The sequence below is a fragment of the Photobacterium sp. ABD4_091 genome, from assembly GCF_056160145.1.
On record NZ_JBSWWQ010000001.1, the window covers coordinates 418,227 to 439,549 of the forward strand.

The following is a 21,323-nucleotide window of genomic DNA, read 5'->3' on the forward strand; positions in this document are numbered from 1 at the left end:
CATGAGTGGATTAATCATTGCTGTGATTGCCATTGCAGCCCTAGCCGCCATTTTCGGCTTGATTTTGGGCTTTGCATCGATCCGTTTTAAGGTCGAAGCCGACCCTATCGTCGAGCAAATTGATGCTATTTTGCCCCAGACCCAGTGTGGGCAATGTGGTTACCCGGGTTGCCGCCCCTATGCCGAAGCTATCGCCAACGGCGATGACATCAACAAATGCCCTCCGGGTGGCCAGCAGGCAATCGAAAAGCTTGCCGATTTAATGGGTGTAGAGGTTCAAGAATCCGCCCATGATGCAGAGAAAAGCATCAAGAAGGTCGCCTTTATCCATGAAGACATGTGTATCGGCTGTACCAAGTGTATTCAGGCTTGCCCTGTTGATGCGATTGTTGGGGGAACGAAAGCCCTGCATACCGTCATCAAGGACGAGTGTACCGGCTGTGACCTCTGCGTGGCACCTTGCCCGACTGATTGTATTGAAATGATCCCGGTAGAAACAACGCCTGAGAACTGGCAATGGGATTTAAACCAGATCCCAGTCGTCAATATCCCAGCAGATAACAATGAAAGCACGGTGAAGTAACATGCTGTCTATTATTGAACAAATCAAACAAGGTCAGCTGTGGGACTTCCCGGGCGGCATCCATCCTGCCGAGAATAAGACCCTGTCGAACCGTACAGCGATCACTCATGCTGGTGTTCCCGATGAATTGATCCTGCCACTAAAGCAGCACATCGGTACTAAAGGTGAGATCTTGGTCAGCGTTGGCGATAAAGTGCTAAAAGGCCAACCACTGACTAAAAGCGACATGAGCATGTGTGTTCCGGTTCATGCGCCGACCTCAGGTACTGTCACTGCCATTGAACAAAGAACCACTGCCCACCCTTCAGGCTTGAGCGATCTCAGCATTGTTATCAAGAGTGACGGCGAAGACCAGTGGGGCTCCCAGCACAAGATTGCTGATTATGAATCCCTTGAGCCTGCTGAGCTAATTGATGCGATCCGCTTGAGCGGCATTGCCGGCCTTGGTGGGGCGGGTTTCCCGACCGGGCGTAAGCTACAAGGCAGTTTGGGCTTGGCCGATATCCTGATCATCAACGCCGCGGAGTGTGAGCCTTACATTACTGCCGACGATCGTCTGATGCAGGACTGTGCAGAGGAAGTGATCGAAGGGATCCGGATCCTGCGCCATATCGTCAAACCCAAACTCACCCTGATCGGTATTGAAGACAACAAGCCAGAAGCCATCAAGGCGTTGGAAAAATGCGTGTCTGCGGAAGATAACATTATCATCCGCGTGATACCGACCAAGTACCCTTCGGGTAGCTCCAAACAATTGGTAAAAGTCTTGACCGGCCGTGAAGTACCAAGCCAGTCTCGCTCTTCAGCTGTCGGTGTTGTGGTACAGAATGTCGGTACCGCATTTGCGGTTAAGCGTGCCATTATCGACGGCGAGCCGCTGATTGAACGTGTCGTCACCCTAACCGGAGAGGCTTTCAAGCAGCGTGGTAACGTGTTTGCCCGTTTGGGAACCCCTATTTCCTACCTGCTCGATAACTACGGTTACAAACCAGACCGCAAATACCCGCGTGTGATTATCGGTGGCTCATTGATGGGCTTCACTCTGCCGCATGCCAATGTGCCTATTACCAAGATCACCAACTGTATCTTAACGCCAAAGCGCCGTGAATTGCCGCTGCATACTCATGAAATGGCGTGTATCCGTTGTAGTGCCTGTGCAGATGCCTGCCCGACCTCGCTGCTACCGCAACAATTGCAGTGGTATGCCAAGGACAAAGACTACGACAAATGTGAAGAGTACAACCTGTTCGACTGTATCGAATGTGGTGCCTGTGCCTATGTGTGCCCAAGCGAAATCCCGCTGGTTAACTACTACCGCAAGGCTAAAGCCGAGATTTGGGCTAACCAGCAAGAAGCGGCCAATGCAGAGCGCGCCAAACAGCGCTTCGAAGCCAAACAAGCCCGTTTCGAGCGCGATAAAGCCGCAAGGGAAAACCGCTTCAAGAAAGCTGCCGAAGATCGCCGTAAAGATATGGCGGCGAAAGGCGGAGACGATGCTGTTGCTGCAGCCATTGCCCGCGTAAAAGCGAAACAAGCTGCTGCAACATCAGAAACCGCTGACAAAAAACCGGCTGTTGCCGCGGCCATTGCCCGTGCCAAAGCCAAGCAAGCAGAAGCGGCAAATGCAGGTAACGCAGCACCTAAAATCACCAGCGCGGTGCCTGACAACAGTGAAATGGCGAAGCTGCGTGAAGAGCGCAAACGTCAAGCCCGTGAGCGCAAGGCTGCGAAACTAGCTGAAGAAACGGATACAGCAGAAAGCCCAGCAGAGCAAAGCGCCGATAGCAAGAAAGATGCGGTCGCCGCCGCGATTGCCCGTGCCAAGGCACGCAAGGCTGCCCAGCAAGCTGATGCTCAGAGAGAGTCAACAGATAAGCAACCAGCCAACGCTGAGTCCGATCCTAAGAAAGCCGCAGTTGCTGCCGCTATAGCACGAGCAAAAGCACGTAAAGCCGCACAGGGCACTAGCGGTGAGCCTGAGCAATCCGCTGATGCAGCACATACTGACGCGGATCCGAAGAAAGCTGCTGTCGCTGCGGCCGTTGCCCGCGCCAAGGCACGTAAAGCAGCCCAGCAAGCACAAGCAGAAACACAGGCTGAAGAAGCCAAGATGGAGCAAACTGACGACACTGACGTTGACCCGAAGAAAGCTGCAGTTGCTGCTGCCGTCGCCCGTGCTAAGGCACGCAAGGCTGCCCAGCAGGCGAAGGAAGAAGCCCTTGCACAGGAAACCGTAACGGAAGCTCCTGCTGCAGAAGCTGACGACGCTGACGTTGATCCGAAGAAAGCCGCTGTCGCTGCGGCCGTTGCCCGCGCCAAGGCACGTAAAGCAGCCCAGCAAGCACAAGCAGAAACACAGGCTGAAGAAGCCAAGATGGAGCAAACTGACGACACTGACGTTGACCCGAAGAAAGCTGCAGTTGCTGCTGCCGTCGCCCGTGCTAAGGCACGAAAAGCAGCCCAACAGGCACAGGCAGAAGCGGGAGAGCCTGCTCTAGAAGCTAGACCAGCTCAAGCAGACGAAACTGAAATTGATCCGAAGAAAGCCGCTGTCGCAGCAGCTGTTGCCCGCGCTAAGGCACGCAAAGCTGCGAAAGAAGCACAAGAAAAAAATGAGGAAAACTAACTGTGGCTTTTAATATTGCTAGCTCACCCCATGCCCACAGTCGCCGAAGCACCAGCAGCTTAATGCGCACTGTTATCCTTTGTACCGGATTGGGCGTAGCTGCCCAATGGTACTTCTTTGGCTGGGGCGTATTGCTCCAAATCGCATTGGCCGCAACTTTGTGTGTTGCCACAGAGGCCGTGATCCTGAAGCTACGCCAACGTCCTTTGATACCCTACCTGCGAGATAACAGCGCGCTGTTAACGGGTGTATTGATTGGCCTATCGATTCCGCCTCTGGCGCCTTGGTGGATCAGTGTTATCGGCTGCCTGTTTGCCATTGTTATTGCTAAACACCTTTATGGCGGATTAGGCCAGAACCTGTTCAACCCAGCCATGGTGGCCTACGTGGTCCTGCTGATTTCATTCCCGTTGCAGATGACAACTTGGCTGCCTCCGCAATCTCTAGCAGCCGAGCCAGCCACATTGATGGATAGTGTTAGCGCTATTCTGACAGGCTTCACTCAGGACGGGTTTAGCGTCCACCAACTTCGCATGTCGGTCGATGGCGTCACGATGGCAACGCCACTCGATACGCTGAAAACATCACTGACTACAGGCCATACCGCAACAGAGATCCTATCAGGTCCTGTCTTCGGCCTGATTGGTGGAATCGGTTGGGAGTGGGTTAACCTCGGCTTCTTGATCGGCGGTCTGATCATGCTGAAGATGCGAGTGATCCAGTGGCACATCCCTGCGGGTATGCTGGGTTCACTGTTTGTCATCAGCACTATCGCGTTTATGATCAGCCCGGACAACACCGCATCACCGCTGTTCCACCTGTTCTCCGGTGCAACCATGCTGGGTGCCTTCTTTATCGCGACGGACCCGGTGTCGGCGTCGACAACAGTCAAAGGCCGTTTGATCTTCGGTGCATTAATTGGTGTGCTGGTATTTTTGATCCGCACCTTTGGTGGCTTCCCAGACGGTGTTGCCTTCAGCGTACTGCTTGCCAACATGTGCGTACCGCTGATTGACTACTACACCCGACCACGCACCTTCGGCCACTAAGGAAGCAACCATGATCAATGCAATGAAGAAAAATGGTGGCATCCTGGCTATTTTTGCCATTCTGGCCACCAGCTTAGTCTCGGTAACCAACCTGCTGACGGCTGGGCGAATCGAGCAACAGCAGCAACAAGAGCTATTGAAGGTACTTAATCAAGTCATACCGGCAGAAAGCCATGATAATGAGCTATACAAGAGCTGTACCTTGATCACCAGCGAGCAATATTTGGGGACCGACAGCCCTATGCCGGCATATATTGCCGAGAAAGAAGGTCAAAAAGTGGGCATGGCAATCGAGGCCATTGCACCCGATGGCTACAGCGGTGCCATTAAGCTGATCGTCGGCCTGGATCTTGAAGGCACCGTGACGGGTGTTCGCATCCTGAGCCACAACGAAACTCCGGGGCTAGGTGACAAGATTGAAACCCGTATCAGTGACTGGATTTACAGCTTTACCGGCAAGCGCGTAGACGGCGATAAGGATCCCCGCTGGGCAGTACGCAAAGACGGTGGTGAATTCGACCAGTTTACCGGTGCTACGATTACCCCACGTGCCGTCGTGGGCGCAGTGAAAAACGTATCGCTGTATTACCAGGCCAACCAACAGCGCCTATTCGAACAGCCACTGAACTGTCAGGGTGAGTGAAGATGATGAATAAAGAACTGATGAAAAATGGCTTGTGGAACAACAACCCGGCAATTGTTCAATTGCTCGGGCTGTGTCCGCTGCTTGCCGTTTCTGCAACGGTGACCAATGCCCTTGGCCTTGGTTTGGCAACCACTGCCGTATTGGTTGGCTCGAACCTGATTGTTTCTCTGGTCAGGCAGTGGGTACCGTCGGAGATCCGTATTCCGGTTTTCGTGATGATCATTGCCTCCTTGGTAACTTGCGTGCAATTGCTGATGAACGCCTTCACTTATGGCCTGTATCAATCACTGGGTATCTTCATCCCGCTGATCGTTACCAACTGTATCATCATCGGCCGTGCCGAAGCCTTCGCTTCCAAAAATGATCCTGTCCCTGCCCTACTGGACGGATTATGGATGGGGATGGGTATGACTGCCGCTTTGGTCGTGCTCGGTGCGATGAGAGAAATTTTAGGCAACGGTACCCTGTTTGACGGTGCTGACCGCCTGCTCGGTGACTGGGCTGCCTCACTGCGCATTGAAGTCTTCAGCTTCGACAGCAGCTTCCTACTGGCAATCCTGCCACCGGGTGCCTTTATCGGTGTTGGCTTTATGATTGCCTTGAAAAATGCTATTGATAGTAAGCGTGAACAGAAAGCTGCCAAGTCGCAGGACAAGCCTGCAATTGAGCGTGCCCGCGTCACGACCACCAATTAAGACAATGAAGTAAGCTGCTGGTGAGGGATCGCCAGCAGAAAATACAATTATAATGACATGTACTCATGTAGCACCAACCGGCCTTTCCTTGCTTGATGCTGCTGAGTAGACAACGCCGGAAGTTAGTATGAATAATCAAAAACGCGTCCAGATTCTGGAACGTTTACGTGCGGAGAACCCCCACCCCGAAACCGAGCTGAACTGGAGTTCGCCCTTTGAACTGTTAATCGCAGTGCTGCTCTCAGCGCAGGCCACCGATGTCAGTGTCAACAAAGCCACCGACAAGCTCTACCCTGTCGCCAATACGCCACAAGCCATGTTTGACCTTGGTGTGGACGGCGTCAAGGAGTACATCAAAACCATCGGCTTATTTAATTCCAAAGCCGAAAACGTTATCAAGACCTGTAAGATCCTACTTGATAAACACAGCGGCGAAGTCCCTGAAAGCCGTGAAGCACTAGAAGCCTTGCCGGGTGTTGGCCGCAAGACTGCCAATGTCGTTCTCAATACTGCATTTGGCTGGCCGACCATCGCCGTCGATACCCATATTTTCCGCGTCTCGAACCGCACCAAGTTTGCGATGGGGAAAAATGTTGATCAGGTCGAAGAAAAGCTGCTTAAAGTCGTGCCAAAAGAATTTAAGGTCGATGTCCACCACTGGCTGATCTTGCATGGACGCTATACCTGTGTCGCGCGCAAGCCACGCTGCGGAAGTTGTATCATCGAGGATCTTTGTGAATACTCTCCACCAAAAGAAAAGACAGAGCTATAAAGTCTCTAGCTAAATATCCATTCACTGCCAGCATCTAAGCTGGCAGTACTTTATCATTTCACACGCTAGATTCATTTAATACGATTTAATTTAGATATAATTAGAGGTCTGCAAGATTGCAAAACAATTGCAAATATCTAAAGTCAATAAAATACAGATTAATCTTCAATGAAAATTAAAATTAACCCCTGGTATATAAATACCATTCTTTTAAATTTAATAATTTAGTAAAACAGAACAAACCATTCAGCAATGCAATTTAACGCAACCAAAAAGCAATAATTAGCAACCAATAAAACCATTTAAATACAAGGGCATAAAAATATTCATTGTTTTGTTTGAAATATACCAGTCATAGTTATTTCAACGGCTGTAATTCAACTAGCATCATTTCTTAACCTGCCTGTAGCAAAAAATAAATATTACATCGTCATTATTGCCGAACTTTTTTATTTGGTCTGGCACGATGAAATTTTATAGAGCAACACTTTACTTCGTAAGGAACACCAACTGGTTAGAGTTACTCCTGCTTATTTCCTTTGTAGTGTTTTTTATTAGCCCGTTGACGAATATGGTGATGGAAGCCTTTCGGTTTAACGCGTTTGAGCGAAACTATGTTCCAGAGCAAATGTCCCTGCGCTGGTTCCAGTTTATTATTGAACGCGATGGCGTTACGAGTGCCTTTTACAACTCCTACATGATCGCCATTGTTTCTACCGCACTGTCATTATTGGTCTGCATTCCAGCAGCCTACGCGTTAGCCCGCCTGTCTTTCCCATTCAAACACTTTTTCCTGTTCTCGTTCCTGCTATCGAACGCGTTCCCGAAAATGGGTTTGTACATCAGTATCGGGGTTGTGTTCTACAAATTCGATCTCATTGGCACGCTAACCGGGGTGATGATTATTCACATCATCAACTCGTTAACCATTATGACTTGGATAACCAGTGCCGCATTCAAGAACATCCAACGAGCGCAAGAAGAAGCTGCTCGTGATGTCGGAGCGAGCCGATTGCAAACTTTCTGGTGGGTTACCCTACCACTGGCATCACCGGGTATTGCTGTTGCCACTATTTTTACCTTCCTGGAATCCTTGGAAGAATCAACCGGTACGCTCCTTGTCGGTATGCCTAATTACAAAACTCTACCCACAGCGATGTACGGCATTATCTTCGATACCCCAATGCCGGCAGCAGCCGCGTTTGCCATGGTATATATCGTGCCAATTATTCTGCTGTTAACCATCGTGTATTTCGTTGCGAAACGCAGCGTTCTGTTTAAATCAATGTTCGAAAGTAAAGGGATGTAAGATGCCTGCTCATAAACTAAAAGTTCATGAATTAAAGAAAGTTTTCTCAAGTGGCGATGGCGTCAAAGGTGTCAACTTCCATGTTAGCGACGGTGAACTCGTCTCTTTACTTGGCCCGTCGGGCTGCGGCAAAACCACGGTTCTGCGTGCCATTGGCGGTTTCAACGATATCGACTCCGGTGAAGTCAATATCGATGGCAACGACATTTCTGGACTGACCCCAGACGACCGACCAACCTCGATGGTATTTCAGGGCTATAACCTATGGCCGCATATGACAGTATTCGAGAACCTGGCCTTGGGTCTTAAGATCCGCAAAGTTAGCAAACTGGACATCCAAGCTCAGGTCCGCGAGATGCTTACCATCCTCAAGATGGAAGATCACATCGACAAATACCCTGATCAACTTTCAGGTGGTCAGCAGCAACGTGTCGCAATTGCCCGCTCACTGCTGCTCAAACCCAAAGTATTGTTGATGGATGAACCTTTCTCGGCACTCGATGCCAAGATCCGTCGTTACATGCGTGAAGAGCTGCGCAAGATCCAGCACCAACTGGGCATCACTATCTTGTTCGTGACACACGATCAGGAAGAAGCCCTCAGCCTGTCTGACCGGATCATTGTGATGAACAAGGGCAACATCGAGCAGATCGGTACCCCTGATGAAATTTACCACCAGCCAAAAACCCGCTTCGTTGCTGAGTTTATCGGTGAGATGAACTTCATTGAAAAAGGTACCGAAACCATTGCCTTCAGGCCCGAGCACATTTCAGTTGCCGAGGAAAACTATGACTTTACCGGCGTTGTACAGTCGAAAATGTCATTCGGCTTGTTCTCGAAACTGATCCTTGACACCCAATATGGCGAAATTCGTGTGGCCATGACCTCCAACGAATATCCGCACCTCCAAACCAATGAAACCGTTGGTTTGAAAATTAATCACTCAATGTCAATTTAATCGATATCTAAGGGAATATTCCGATGAAATCTACCGTATCTCGCCTGGCAGTCGCTATCAGCCTGCTAGCTTCTGGCGCTTCTTTTGCGAGCAATGTTGAAACCATCAACCTGTACTCTGGCGGCTCCGACAATGTTAAATCGACTTGGGATAAAGTGATCCAAGATTTCGAGCAAAGCCACCCTAACATCAAGGTAAATCTCGAGTTCTTGCCATCAGGTACTGGCGGCATGGTCGGTGCTGACCGCCTTATTGCTTCTCATAAAGCAGGCCGCAGCTCTGGTATCGACATTCTGGAAGTCAATCAGTCCGAGCTGAACAACATTCTGTCTCAGGCGGGCACTGAGGCTTTGGTCAAGATGGACGAGGCGTCTATCCCTAACCTGAAAAACGTTATTGCCGATAATGCCGGCTCTCAGGGCTATGCTATCCCTTACCGTGGTACGACTGTGGTGCTGGCCTACAACCAAGAAGATGTAAAGAACGTCCCGACCACATCGGCAGAGCTGTATGACTGGATCAAAGAAAACCCGCAACGTTTCGGCTACTGCGAGCCGGGTACTGGCGGCGCGTGTGACTCCTTCCTAGTCAGCTCGGTCTACAACAAGCTACCAACAGAAGCGATGACTTCAGGTGACGAGAAGTGGTCACAGCAATGGGCTCAGGGCTTTGAGCTACTGGAAGAACTTCACCCGTTCATGTACCAAACGGCCAATCGTGTCCATTACCCGTTCAAGAACCAAGGTGCCCTTGACCTACTTGCTATCGGCGAAATTGACATGACGCCTATGTGGGCAGATATGGTACTGGATCAGAAGTCCCGTGGTTTGATCCCTGACAATATTGCCATCACCCAACTAGAACCAGCCTTCACAGGTAGCTTGGTCTCTATCGCTATCCCGCAAGATTCTGCCAAGCAGGGTGCTGCTAAGCAGTTTGTCGACTACGTGGTTTCAGCACAAGCACAGAACCTGTTCGTCAAAGAGCAAAAAGCGATTCCGGTTATCGCCAACTCCCAGCTAGATGAAGACGTTGTTAATTCACTGAGTGGTTTGGAAGTCAGCGAATACCGCACTTACTCACTGGGTAACCTTGAAAACCAACTTAAGCGCCAGTGGGCCAATAAAATTGCCTCTCTAAGCAAGTAATAACAATCGGGATATGTGACATGAATAAGCTAATGAAGAAATTTGACAAACAAGCAGTACTGGGAATAAGTCTAATGATGCCAGCAATGGCCATTTTGTTATGCTTTGTCGCCTATCCCGTATTTTCCTCTTTTGTGACTAGCCTCTCTGACGGAGCTGGCGGCTACAGCTTTGATACTTATATCAGCCTGTTAACTGACAGCAATGTCCAAACCAACATCCGCTATACGGTTTCGATCGTATTGTGGACTGTCGCACTGACTATCCTGTTTGCCCTGATATTATCGGTCTACTTGCGTTTTTCCTCTTCCAAGAATGCTTTTTGGATTGGCAAGATCATCCTGCTGCCAAAGTTTGTACCCGGGGTCATTGCCGTCTTTGCCTTTATGTCAGTCATTCGCAATGGTGGTGGCCTGACGCGTATCAGTTACCAGCTCACCGGTGAGCGATTCCTACCACAGCTGCTCCATACCGATACCGGGATCATTATCATGAACCTGTGGTTCAACATCCCTTTTGCGACCTTATTGCTAATGAGTGCGCTGTACAAAATCAGCAATAACCAAATCGACTCAGGCAGGGATATTGGCCTTAAAAGCCTGGACATCTTATTTAAGATTGTGATCCCGCATATCAAAAATACTATCTACCTTGCGGCTACGTTCGTCTTCATCAGTACCATGGGTGCATTTACCACCCCATTCCTGATGGGAGAAAATGCGGTGAAAATGCTTGGGGTCAACCTGTTCCAGGAGTTCTCTGTCTATCAGGACTACTCAAGGGCAGCAGCACTCTCGGTCATTATCTTTGCTATCTCATCTGTCGTCGGTGCTTTGTATATCCGCATTATGTTTAACGACAAGAAAAGCACGTTCAGTTAATCGCTTAATTGACCAATACTATTGAAGACTTATGGATAACTCTGTGAATACCGTAACCACGCCAACTCTACCACTGACCCTTGATGTTCAATTCAATGATCCCGAGACGATCAGGAATAACCTTGAACCGTATACCCCTGCATCGGTGGTCTACCGCTTTAATGCCAATGCCGGACAACCTCTAAATATCCATTTGATTGAGGTGCCTTTTGAGCATGTGCTGGTCAGCCTTTACAGTCCATCGGGCCAGTTTGCTTGTGCAGTCACCTTTAAATCAAAGTTGGCGCACTTTCATTTGCCTCTGATCGATGAGTCAGGAGAATGGGAAGTTGTGTTTACGCATTTTCATCCGTTAAACGGGTGTGGCAAGGTGTCGATTGATCAAGCTGGTATCCAAACTGACAGTTTCAATATGGCGTTTGATTTCAACAGCTCCCCCGGCACAGTGAAAAGCAGTGCACCTCAGTGGTACAAAGGGGACTTTCATATGCACACCTATGTTTCTGATGGCAACGAGTCACTGGCGCATCTTGATGAACTGTGCCGCCAAGGCGGTTTAGATTTCTACACCATCACCGATCACAACCTGGCAGTACGGTCTTTACGAGATGATCAACACCCGACCTACTCGATGGAACTAACGTTGGATGATAACGGCCATATCAATTTCATCGGCTTAACAGAGCCATTGGATATCCATTCCATCACTAAGGGGGCTGGCACCGTCCACGAAAGTGCAGAGTTATGTATCAAGGCAGCAAAGCAGCAAGGCGCCCTGATCTCACTCAACCACCCGTTCAACCCTCATACCGGCGCAAGATATAACTTCGATTTATCCCTGTTTGATACGATTGAAGTCTGCCGCCCTTACCGTGAGGGTAAGCTCAGTATCGATGATGTCAGAACCGTTAAAGCCTTCGATGTATTATGGAACCATGGTTATCGCATTTTTGCCGTTGGCGGCAGTGATTTCCATGCCAAGGCAAGATCTGAATATATCCGCCCAGGAAAGCCTATCACGCACTTTTTGGCCAATTCCACGAGCCCTAGCTCGGTAAAAGCAGCACTCAATAGTGGCCATAGTTTCATCACCAAAGATTGTGACGTTGAGTTCCAATTCTATGAGCAACTATCGGGTAAACCTGTCTTGTGGGGACAAAGATTGGATACCCATACCGCTATCCAATTTAATGGCGCCAGCGAGCAAAGCCTAACATGGCAACTTATTATCAATGGCGAGGTCGTTGAAAAGATTGCGAACGCGGAAGTTAGTTTCACCCTGACGTTATCTGACGGTGACTTCGCCCGTATTGATGCCCGCAATGAGGAAGGGAACTTAAAGGTATTCTTCAACCCGGTTTACTGCGGTGAGCACAGCCAAACGCCTCTTGAATGGTTGAAACTGAAAGACCAGATAGAATCAGACTGCCACTGAGTCAGAAGCGCCCGCACAAGCGGGCGTGACTACTGAGCATATATCGAACTATTCTCTATTCAACTTTACCAAAGTACTCAGTAACAGTTGCAACGAAAGACTCATCATCACTGGTTGGGTCGTTATACTCGATGGAGTAGTAAGGCATAATGCTGTCTTTTAGTTTTTCCGCAATTTGGATTTCCAAATTATCGACACTAACCGTACTGACGACTTCATAGGTTTCAGCACGATTGAGATCCATTTCTTTCGCCTGCTCCAAGGTAATGCGCTGAGATTTAACCTGCGCAGCAAGTTCGCTATCCACTTTCTCTGCACTGCTATCTACCACCACATCATTAGATGCTGTCGCCAACCCGGCGCTGAAACAAAAACTCAAAGCCACTAGCCAATTCATTTTTTTCATAACCACTACCCTACTTAGTTTTATTGTTCACACTAAAACTTAGCCACTTCAGCAGTAAATTCAGCATCAAAATTAAGAAAAATAGGTTATTCAATTTTATCGTAATAACTGGTTACTATCGCCTGATAGTTACTGTTGTCGCTGCGCGGAACCACGTAGGCGACAGAGTAATATTCAATGTTTTTTTCTTTGAGTTTGTTATAAACCAACTGTTCAAGTTTGGATTTCCCCGACACCGTATACACGGTAAATGAGTCAGCACGATTCAAGCCCATCGTTTGAGCCTTGTCGACACTGACTTCGTGAGGCACACCATCCACTTGAGTGACAGAATGACAGTCTTCCGCCATCAGGGGAAAAGCGGCAAAAAGAGCAATGGATAGCAAGGATTTCATTATTGACTACCTGTTGTTGACTACACCCTATAAAGTTAGCCAAGGAATCCATAATCGCGAATATTACTCCGCATCAGTTCAATTTAGGTATTGCCTCTAGATGTTTAATCTAGATAATAGTGCGGCCCAATGAGATGACCACACGGCGGTTCTTGTTTCGCCCAATCGGCGTGCTGTTGTCAGCAATAGGGCGGCGCTCACCATAGGCTTCAACCTGAATCCTGTCTTCTGGGAGCCCCATCGCCATAAAATACTCTTCAAGGCGTTCGGCCCTGCGCTCAGACAACGCCTGGTTGCCCGTTTTCGCGCCTTGGCCATCGGTATAGGCCGCAACAAGCACCAAATCAACATCGTCGCTGTAGCGGACAAAGTCAGCAATCTGGGACAACCGGCGCTGCGAGGACTTATTCAGCTGATCGCTGCCCTGATCATAATGCAGTACGGTAAAGGCAATGTCCTCAAAGCTGTAAGGAAGAAGGTTGTTGATACACTGGCTGAACTGATCATAGGCAGGGCGGAAAGTCACTGCCGACAAAGCCACATCAATACGCTTGTTGCTCTGTTGCCAGTCCCGGTAACTGAATGTCGGGTAACGTCCGCCTTCCAACTCGGACAGCATCGTCCAGGCGATTTGGCCCCCCACATAGCCATCAAACTGCTTGAAGAACGTCAAGTTGGTGATCGGCTGTGCCGCATCGCCCGGCATCCAGCGCGGAGGCATTGAAACTAGGTTGACGTTGCGGGTTTCTCCCATCGGGCGGCGCATTTTCAGCTCGAAATCAAGGTTAATTTTCTTGCTGGCCTTCGACGTAAACTGGGCTTCGCCATAATTAGGGATAGTATGGAGCATACGGCATTCCAATGGAGTATCCACTGCCACTTTCCATGTTGACTGTGACGGCTGGGCGACATAAACCGGCGTTGCGCTCGCAGCACTGGTCACCACCATGCTTAGCATGGATGCCAACGTGCAATATTGAAGTTTCGAGATAGCCATTCATCCACCCATTGTTGCTGTCTTGCCCTCTCACACTGCCACTCAGCACGAGAAATATTTACGGCTCGTTATTGTATCGGAAAATACCGAAAAAACTTTAATCCTCCCTTTCTGTTGCACGATTTTGCTCCAAGACAGGGAAAGGTTTAGCTCATCGGTCGAATCTGACATAATGGCCGACTATTTTACATTGATTTGCCGTTTTATGAGCCAAGATAACGAACTAAATACTTTGAAAAGTCGCTTTCGCGGCTACTTTCCAGTCGTCATTGATGTAGAAACTGCAGGCTTCAATGCCAAGACGGATGCATTGCTAGAAATCTGCGCCGTAACGCTACAGATGGATGAAGAAGGCTGGTTGAAACCGGCGACGACCCTGCATTTCCATGTCGCCCCATTTGAAGGGGCTGTGATCCATAAAGAAGCCCTTGAGTTCAACGGTATCCGCGACCCATTCAGCCCGTTGCGCGGCGCGGTGTCGGAAGAAGCAGCTCTCAAGGAAATCTACAAGCAGATCCGCAAAGAGCAAAAAGCGGCGGGTTGCTCTCGCGCTATCATGGTGGCTCATAACGCCAACTTCGACCACAGTTTTGTTATGGCCGCTTCAGAGCGTGCAAAATTAAAGCGCAACCCGTTCCACCCATTTGCGACATTCGACACCGCAGCGTTAAGCGGGCTTGCCTTTGGGCAGACTGTACTGGCAAAAGCCTGTGCCACCGCAGGGATCCCGTTTGATAACAAAGAAGCCCATTCTGCGCTGTACGATACAGAAAGAACGGCAGAACTATTTTGTGAGATTGTTAACAAATGGAAAAAATTGGGCGGGTGGCCACTGCTAGAAAATCAAACAGAAGCTAGCACCGACGCCGAATAATTCAAACAAAACAGACTCATCAGACCTCTGACCAAGCCCTTTAAATTTGGGCTTGGTCACACTTCTATTCAAACAAGCGTTCCAAATTAAGTGATTGTTTTAAACACAGTCTAATTAAACATTGGTCAATTAGACATGTTTTTCAAAAACAATGCGTTACACTAGGTTAACAATTCTAAATTCCGCCCGTATACTGCCCCAACTGTTTCATATTGTTTCAAGTGGTATCACCGCATTAACGATAACCCATGGCTATTTGTCGTTGCTGCGCCCCCTTCGTGTGAACAAATATGCTGTTCCCCTGTCGTCAAGGGCCCCTTCCGAAACCCCGTGGTTCAGTAACACCTTTTTGCGTTTTTCATTCATGGATCGAAGAACAAGAAGTAACCCACTCTAAAAGGCACGCATAATAATGACTAAGAAAATTACTCTGACGGCACTCGCCGTATCCGCTGCGCTACTCAGTATCAATGCTCACTCTGCCGGCTTCCAAGTTAACGAACATTCTGCCTCCGGCCTTGGGCGTGCATTCTCTGGGGAAGCTGCCATCGCAGACAATGCCTCCGTCATCGCCCGCAACCCAGCGGCAATGACCATGTTCGACCGGATGCAGTTTTCCGGTGCAATCTCTTACATTGACCCACAAATCGATATCACAGCACAATCAAGCGGTGAAAAGGCCACTGATGTTGCCCCTACTGCCGTAGTTCCCGCTGGCTACTTTATCCAGCCAATTAACGACCAGTTTGCATGGGGGCTGGCAATGTTTACCAACTACGGTTTTGCCACCGAGTACCCTACTGATTTCACCTATGGCACCGATGCAGGTAAGACCGACCTTTTGACCCTGAACCTTAACCCAAATATTGCTTACCGCATCAATGACAATTTCAGTATTGGTGCAGGGGTTAACCTGGTTTATGCCGATGCCGAATTGCTTCGCCACTACGGTGGTCTTCAACCATCTAACCCAAGTGCCGATTTCCTAAAACTAGAGGGAGATACGTGGGAGTGGGGATGGAATATCGGTTTCCTTTATGAAGTGAACAAAGACAACCGATTCGGCCTGAGCTACCGCTCGGAAGTTGAACTGAAATTTGATGGTGATTTCACTGACTACACAGGTGCATTCCTGGAAGACGGTAACGCTGGCGATACCGTACCGGGTAAATTGAACGTGATTACCCCGGCCATCGCTGAATTTGGTGGCTTCCACCAGCTAAACAGCCAGTGGGCGGTTCACTATGGTGTGCAGTGGATACAGTGGAGCAAGTTTGATGAATTGCGTGCCACCAGCGACCAGTGTGTGGACAACACTTGCCTGCTTAAGGAAGAAGACTTCGACGACAATTTCCGTTACTCCATTGGTGCCACTTACAACTTAAACCCTGACTGGATCCTACGTGCCGGTTTTGCATTCGATGAGCAAGCAGGCAAATCAACCCTAAGTATCCCTGATACCGACCGTTACTGGTACTCGGCGGGCTTTACCTACACCTACAGCAACCAGATGACGTTCGACTTTGGCTTTACCTACCTCTACGGCAAGAGCAATAGCTTCGAAGAAAGCGGCGAGACCTTCCATGCCGAAAATGATGCGTACCTAACCTCTGCGCAGATTAATTACATCTTCTAAACCGCTAGGTAGACATAAATTCAGTTAAGGGAACACCATAATGAAAAAAAGTATTTTAGCACTAAGCATTGCAGCCTCATTGGCACTGGCAGGTTGTGGTAACGACGCCAAAGTCGAAAATAAAGTCAGCTACGAAGATCACATCGTCAAGAGCCTTCAGGCCGATACCAAAATCAAATTTGATGTATTGACCGCCCCAATCCTGCCAACGTTTTTGGCTATGGACAGCACTGACGGGACACTCTCGACTGAAGGAAGCGTGGGTGACGAGAACTACAACACCGATTTATCCGATCCGCTAACGGCACTGGGTAAAACCGACGGCTGGAGTGTGTCGCAGCCGATCGTCATGCCATTCGATGGCGATTTGAATATGATGAGTGCGCAAGGTGCCTTCCATCTCATTGAAACTACCAGCCCGCTTTCTGGCGACTTGCAGGTCAAAGATAAATTAATCAATGGCGAAGACTTCACCGTTGTGACCTTGGATGGCAACTTAACCGTTTTCCCGAAAAAACCATTGAATCCAAAGTCTGAATACATGTTTGCGGTCACTGATACCTTGGTTGATGGCGAAGGCGAACCGGTGGGCATGTCGGAATCATACGCGGTATTGAAATCCACCGTTAAGCCACCAAGCAGTGACCTGATTGATGCCCAAAAAGTCACCCATGCCATTGAAGCCACTATTGCAGCAGCTAAAAGCATCGATGCCAAGTCAATCATCTACTCAAGCTGGTTCACAACAGCGTCTGTGGGTGATGTGCTTGATACTACAAAAGCCATCATTGCCCAGACCATCGGCACTGTTCAAGCAGGCGGTAAAGCTGAAGATGTCCTAAAGGGTGAAGCCAACCCGAACAATGTGGACTTGTCGGGCTTGTACCAGATGAATATCAGTGAAGTAACTGATATTGAAACATTCTTTAATAACAATGTAACCCTAAGAGCCTTGGTTGGTAATGACCAGGGGGCTATTGATGAACTCGTTACTGCTTATACAATTACTCTCCCGGGTACCAAAATCTACACCGGTACGGTCAGCCTGCCGAACTTCCTCAACAGCAACACCGAAGGTGAAGCTTGGAAGAAAACCCCTTGGAAGAGCGCGGTACCTAGCCTTGCCAAAATCAGCAATGTTATGACCAACGGTTCTGATGCTGACAAGGCGGCGGTTCAGGCTTCTTTGGATGGGATCGATATTGCCAAGCTGCTTGATGGTGACAGTGCTGAGTTCATCAAGCTGATTGGCCTGAAAGTCACGCTGGCTGATGGTTCACAATTGGATGAAGAACGCCTAGTCACCCAATACAGTCCATTACCGCAAATCCAATCGGTCGATCAGGTGCCTATGCTGATGATTGTTCCACCAGAAGCCTTTGCCTCAAATCCTGGTGTGACGATTTACCAGCACGGTATTACTTCAGTAAAAGAAACAGCCTACCTGTTTGGCGCACAGCACATCGGTATAGCAGCTTCGAGCATGAAATCTAAAGCTATTGTCGCCATCGACCACCCTCTACACGGTGAGCGTGCGCTAGCCGATGGCACGGTAACGACCGGTGAAACCGCTGATGTGTACATGAACCTCGAATACCTCAATGTTGCCCGTGACAATATCCGCCAGAGCATCATTGATGATCTAGGTCTTCGCACCTCACTGACTGTGATGGCTGGCAGTGGCTTGCCAACCTTCCCAAGCTTGAATGTCATGGATGTCAGCTTCTTCGGCCATTCACTGGGCGCGATTACCGGTATTGGTACTTACCGTTTAGGTAACGATGAAATGGGTATTCCAGCAGCGGATGCCATGTTTAACTTCACATCAGGGGCATTTGCCAACCCGGGCGGTGGCATCCCTTCCTTGCTGCTTGAGTCATTAACCTTTGGCCCGACCATCAAGCACTCTTTGTTAATTGGTGCTGATGAGGCGGCGTATGTGGCAGCCTGTGGCAATGCTGAAGACGGTGGCGCATGTTTCACCACTTTCTACGAAAGCCTAGATGATACAACCAAAGCCAAGATTGACAGTACCTTCACCTCGTTCGCTTACGCGGCGCAAACCGTATTAGATACCGTCGATCCTTATAACCTAGCTAGCGGTGTCAATGGTCCGGTTTATGTAATGCAGGCTGAAGGAGACAGTGTAGTACCGAATGATACCGGCCTATTCGGTATCGGCGGCACTGAACCACTGGTGAAGCAGTTTGATCCGGAGTCGGGTGGTCTATCAGATCTTACCGATAGCGTTGCAGGTGAAGTGAGACACGTCGCCCGTTTCAATGCTGAAGTTTCTAAAGCCCAGCACAGTACGGTAATTGGTCCACAGCTTGTGGACGGTGAAGGCAACCCTATTACACCATCTGAAGCTCAAGCAGCAACTGATGAAGCTCAGCTACAAGTCGCTACCTTCTCGGCAAATGCTGGGCAAGGGGTTGTGGTTGGTAATAAAACACTGATTGAATAATCTCAACTGCAAAAGTATCAACCAAAAAGGCTAGCCAACGGCTAGCCTTCTTTTTATATCAACCACCACCAAATCTTTCAGCAGCGGGCAATAACAGAAACCCTTATAGGTCGTCAGTGTGCTCTGACAAGTACGCAGCAACACCTTGTGGTGATGCATCCATACCTTCTTTACCTTTTTCCCACTGCGCTGGGCAAACTTCACCGTGTTCTTCGTGGAACTGAAGTGCGTCAACCATGCGTAGCATTTCGTCGATGTTACGGCCTAGCGGTAGGTCATTGACAACCTGGTGGCGAACCACGCCTTCTTTATCGATTAGGAATGAGCCACGGAAAGCAACACCGGCTTCTGGGTGCTCAACATCATAAGCCTGGCAGATTTCATGCTTAGTATCGGCAATCAGTGGGTACTGAACAGAGCCAATACCGCCATCTTCAACTGCAGTGTTACGCCATGCATTGTGCGAGAACTGGGAATCGATAGACACCCCAATCACTTCCACGCCCTTGGCCTGGAAGTCAGCGAAGCGCTTGTCAAAGGCGATCAGTTCTGAAGGACATACAAAGGTGAAATCTAGCGGGTAGAAGAACAGCACTGCAGGCTTGCCTGCAAGATGACTGTGTAAGTTGAAGGCATCAACAATTTCACCGTTGCCAAGCACTGCAGCAGCAGTAAAGTCCGGGGCCGGACGGCCAACTAGAACACTCATAACAAACTCCATGTTTTTGGCTGGTGCTTTCTTTTACCAAGAATTTCACAGCCAAGATAAGATCATACAGTAATACCTATGTACTACTGCCGAATATTCATACCAAAAAGGCAAAAACCAGTATAGACAGGGTAAGGTGACAAGGCTTAGACATGCAGCACAATAAAAGAAAATTCCTTCACTACATGAATTTTTATTCTACATGTTGTAAATTGATTTCCTTTGAGCAAAGCAGCCAAAACAAATAAGAAACATTGCACATAAGGTGCAAGCTTCATGCAATTCACGACATAACACAATGGACGGATCTTAAGTTTATGAACCCAGTAGTTATATCGGTATGCGTTATGCTTTTACTCGCATTAATGCGAGTAAACGTTGTAGTAGCGCTTACCTTCAGTGCCATTCTTGGTGGCCTGATTGGCGGGATGCCACTTTCGGAAACCATTTCAGCTTTCGAAGGCGGTTTAGGTGGCGGCGCCACCACAGCATTGAGCTATGCCATGCTAGGTACGTTTGCCGTTGCGATTTCACGCTCTGGCATTACCGATGTCCTGGCGCAAAAAGTGATCAAGCGTATCAGTGGCCATGACAATGCAGCGGCTGCCACGGGCGTAAAGTATTCTGTTTTAATCATTCTTGTGCTTCTAGCCATTTCTTCTCAGAATGCGATCCCGGTTCACATTGCATTTATCCCAATTGTGATCCCGCCTCTGCTTCACGTATTCGCCAAGCTAAAAATTGACCGCCGTCTAATTGCCTGTGTGCTGACATTCGGTCTGGTAACACCATACATGGTACTTCCTGTTGGCTTCGGTGGTATTTTCCTCAACAATATTCTGTTGAAGAACTTGCACGACAATGGCCTTGATGTCACCGCGGGCCAAGTACCGTTTGCGATGCTGCTACCTGCGCTCGGAATGATTTTCGGCTTGCTGGTTGCCACCTTCTTTACCTACCGCAAACCTCGCGAGTATTCAGAAGAGCAAATCCTGGCAGCAGAGCCTGAGCACAAAGAAATCAACATGCAGCATGTCTACATTGCTGTGGGTGCGATTGTGGCGGCACTGGGCGCGCAACTATACAGTGGCTCAATGATCATTGGCGGCCTGATCGGCTTTATGGTCTTCACCTTTGGAGGCGTGATCAAGTGGAAAGAGACTCATGACGTGTTCACCAAGGGTGTACACATGATGGCAATGATCGGCTTTATCATGATTGCCGCAGCAGGTTTTGCCTCTGTAATGAAAGCCACAGGCGGGGTTGAAACCCTGGTTAGCTCACTGGCTGATATTATCGGTGACAACAAGCCACTGGCTTCACTGTTAATGCTGGTTGTTGGCCTGCTTGTGACTATGGGGATCGGTTCTTCATTCTCGACCATCCCAATTCTAGCGACCATCTACGTACCACTGTGCCTGACGTTCGGCTTCTCTCCTCTGGCAACCGTTGCCCTGGTTGGCACGGCAGCAGCACTGGGTGATGCCGGTTCACCTGCATCTGACTCTACGCTAGGCCCAACAGCAGGCTTGAATGCAGACGGACAGCACGAGCACGTATGGGATTCTGTTGTTCCAACATTCCTACACTACAACCTGCCGCTGATTGCCTTCGGCTGGCTTGCCTCTATGATGCTGTAGTACGGGTTCATACCTTTTTCACCTAATACTTCAAAGGCCAGCCGGCGTTACGGCTGGCCTTTTTTGTTGTCCAATAATTCCTGCTAAATTAGATGCT

Annotated in this window: 19 protein-coding genes; 15 read left to right on the forward strand and 4 right to left on the reverse strand. The window is 49.0% G+C overall.

Annotation, left to right across the window (positions count from 1 at the left end; translation table 11 throughout):
- The first annotated feature begins 1 nt into the window (after position 1).
- The 11 genes from rsxB (at position 2) to ACXAGQ_RS01785 (ending at position 12,102) form a co-directional block, all read left to right on the forward strand.
- Entirely contained in the window at positions 2-583 is a 582-nt protein-coding gene (gene rsxB / locus ACXAGQ_RS01735) for an electron transport complex subunit RsxB (RefSeq protein WP_475251289.1), read from the forward strand.
- A gap of 1 nt (position 584) precedes the next feature.
- Positions 585-3,209: an electron transport complex subunit RsxC gene (gene rsxC, locus ACXAGQ_RS01740; protein ID WP_475251291.1), complete on the forward strand. Its 2,625-nt coding sequence runs from the start codon at positions 585-587 to the stop codon at positions 3,207-3,209.
- Between the two features lie 2 nt (positions 3,210-3,211).
- Positions 3,212-4,258 (forward strand): electron transport complex subunit RsxD, encoded by a 1,047-nt coding sequence (rsxD, locus tag ACXAGQ_RS01745; RefSeq protein ID WP_475251293.1) that lies wholly within the window; start codon positions 3,212-3,214, stop codon positions 4,256-4,258.
- A gap of 10 nt (positions 4,259-4,268) precedes the next feature.
- A complete protein-coding gene (gene rsxG, locus ACXAGQ_RS01750; RefSeq protein ID WP_475251295.1) occupies positions 4,269-4,901 on the forward strand; it encodes an electron transport complex subunit RsxG in 633 nt (210 codons plus the stop codon).
- A 2-nt stretch (positions 4,902-4,903) separates the two neighbouring features.
- Positions 4,904-5,599: an electron transport complex subunit E gene (locus ACXAGQ_RS01755; protein ID WP_222548870.1), complete on the forward strand. Its 696-nt coding sequence runs from the start codon at positions 4,904-4,906 to the stop codon at positions 5,597-5,599.
- A 127-nt stretch (positions 5,600-5,726) separates the two neighbouring features.
- Positions 5,727-6,371, forward strand: a complete 645-nt coding sequence (gene nth / locus ACXAGQ_RS01760) for an endonuclease III (protein ID WP_475251297.1) — start codon at positions 5,727-5,729, stop codon at positions 6,369-6,371.
- Positions 6,372-6,837: 466 nt separating this feature from the next.
- The gene (locus ACXAGQ_RS01765; protein WP_475251299.1) at positions 6,838-7,680 is read left to right on the forward strand and encodes an ABC transporter permease; all 843 of its coding nucleotides are present in this window, start codon (positions 6,838-6,840) and stop codon (positions 7,678-7,680) included.
- Position 7,681: 1 nt separating this feature from the next.
- Positions 7,682-8,638 (forward strand): ABC transporter ATP-binding protein, encoded by a 957-nt coding sequence (locus tag ACXAGQ_RS01770; protein ID WP_475251301.1) that lies wholly within the window; start codon positions 7,682-7,684, stop codon positions 8,636-8,638.
- A gap of 23 nt (positions 8,639-8,661) precedes the next feature.
- Positions 8,662-9,786: an extracellular solute-binding protein gene (locus tag ACXAGQ_RS01775; protein WP_475251303.1), complete on the forward strand. Its 1,125-nt coding sequence runs from the start codon at positions 8,662-8,664 to the stop codon at positions 9,784-9,786.
- 20 nt (positions 9,787-9,806) lie between these two features.
- Positions 9,807-10,667 carry an ABC transporter permease gene (locus ACXAGQ_RS01780; protein WP_475251305.1) on the forward strand — a complete coding sequence of 287 codons (861 nt, stop codon included), beginning with the start codon at positions 9,807-9,809 and terminating at the stop codon, positions 10,665-10,667.
- A gap of 43 nt (positions 10,668-10,710) precedes the next feature.
- Positions 10,711-12,102: a CehA/McbA family metallohydrolase gene (locus tag ACXAGQ_RS01785; RefSeq protein WP_475251307.1), complete on the forward strand. Its 1,392-nt coding sequence runs from the start codon at positions 10,711-10,713 to the stop codon at positions 12,100-12,102.
- Between the two features lie 55 nt (positions 12,103-12,157).
- Here the strand turns inward: ACXAGQ_RS01785 and ACXAGQ_RS01790 are convergent, their stop codons facing one another.
- The 3 genes from ACXAGQ_RS01790 to motY all read right to left on the reverse strand — a co-directional run bounded on the left by ACXAGQ_RS01790 (position 12,158) and on the right by motY (position 13,861).
- Positions 12,158-12,508: a hypothetical protein gene (locus ACXAGQ_RS01790; protein ID WP_475251309.1), complete on the reverse strand. Its 351-nt coding sequence runs from the start codon at positions 12,506-12,508 to the stop codon at positions 12,158-12,160.
- A gap of 86 nt (positions 12,509-12,594) precedes the next feature.
- A complete protein-coding gene (locus tag ACXAGQ_RS01795) occupies positions 12,595-12,903 on the reverse strand; it encodes a hypothetical protein (protein WP_475251311.1) in 309 nt (102 codons plus the stop codon).
- Between the two features lie 109 nt (positions 12,904-13,012).
- Positions 13,013-13,861, reverse strand: a complete 849-nt coding sequence (gene motY, locus ACXAGQ_RS01800) for a flagellar protein MotY (protein ID WP_475254639.1) — start codon at positions 13,859-13,861, stop codon at positions 13,013-13,015.
- Positions 13,862-14,105: 244 nt separating this feature from the next.
- Between motY and rnt the strand changes: the two genes are divergently transcribed.
- The 3 genes from rnt to ACXAGQ_RS01815 all read left to right on the forward strand — a co-directional run bounded on the left by rnt (position 14,106) and on the right by ACXAGQ_RS01815 (position 18,877).
- Entirely contained in the window at positions 14,106-14,774 is a 669-nt protein-coding gene (rnt, locus tag ACXAGQ_RS01805; RefSeq protein WP_475251313.1) for a ribonuclease T, read from the forward strand.
- Positions 14,775-15,186: 412 nt separating this feature from the next.
- Entirely contained in the window at positions 15,187-16,410 is a 1,224-nt protein-coding gene (locus tag ACXAGQ_RS01810; protein WP_475251315.1) for an outer membrane protein transport protein, read from the forward strand.
- Between the two features lie 40 nt (positions 16,411-16,450).
- Positions 16,451-18,877, forward strand: a complete 2,427-nt coding sequence (locus tag ACXAGQ_RS01815) for a VolA/Pla-1 family phospholipase (RefSeq protein WP_475251317.1) — start codon at positions 16,451-16,453, stop codon at positions 18,875-18,877.
- 103 nt (positions 18,878-18,980) lie between these two features.
- Here ACXAGQ_RS01815 and ACXAGQ_RS01820 read toward each other — a convergent pair whose 3' ends face one another.
- Positions 18,981-19,586, reverse strand: coding sequence for a peroxiredoxin C (locus tag ACXAGQ_RS01820; protein ID WP_475251319.1), 606 nt, complete (start codon positions 19,584-19,586; stop codon positions 18,981-18,983).
- Positions 19,587-19,903: 317 nt separating this feature from the next.
- Between ACXAGQ_RS01820 and ACXAGQ_RS01825 the strand changes: the two genes are divergently transcribed.
- Positions 19,904-21,226: a Na+/H+ antiporter family protein gene (locus ACXAGQ_RS01825; RefSeq protein WP_475251321.1), complete on the forward strand. Its 1,323-nt coding sequence runs from the start codon at positions 19,904-19,906 to the stop codon at positions 21,224-21,226.
- Positions 21,227-21,323 lie beyond the last annotated feature (97 nt).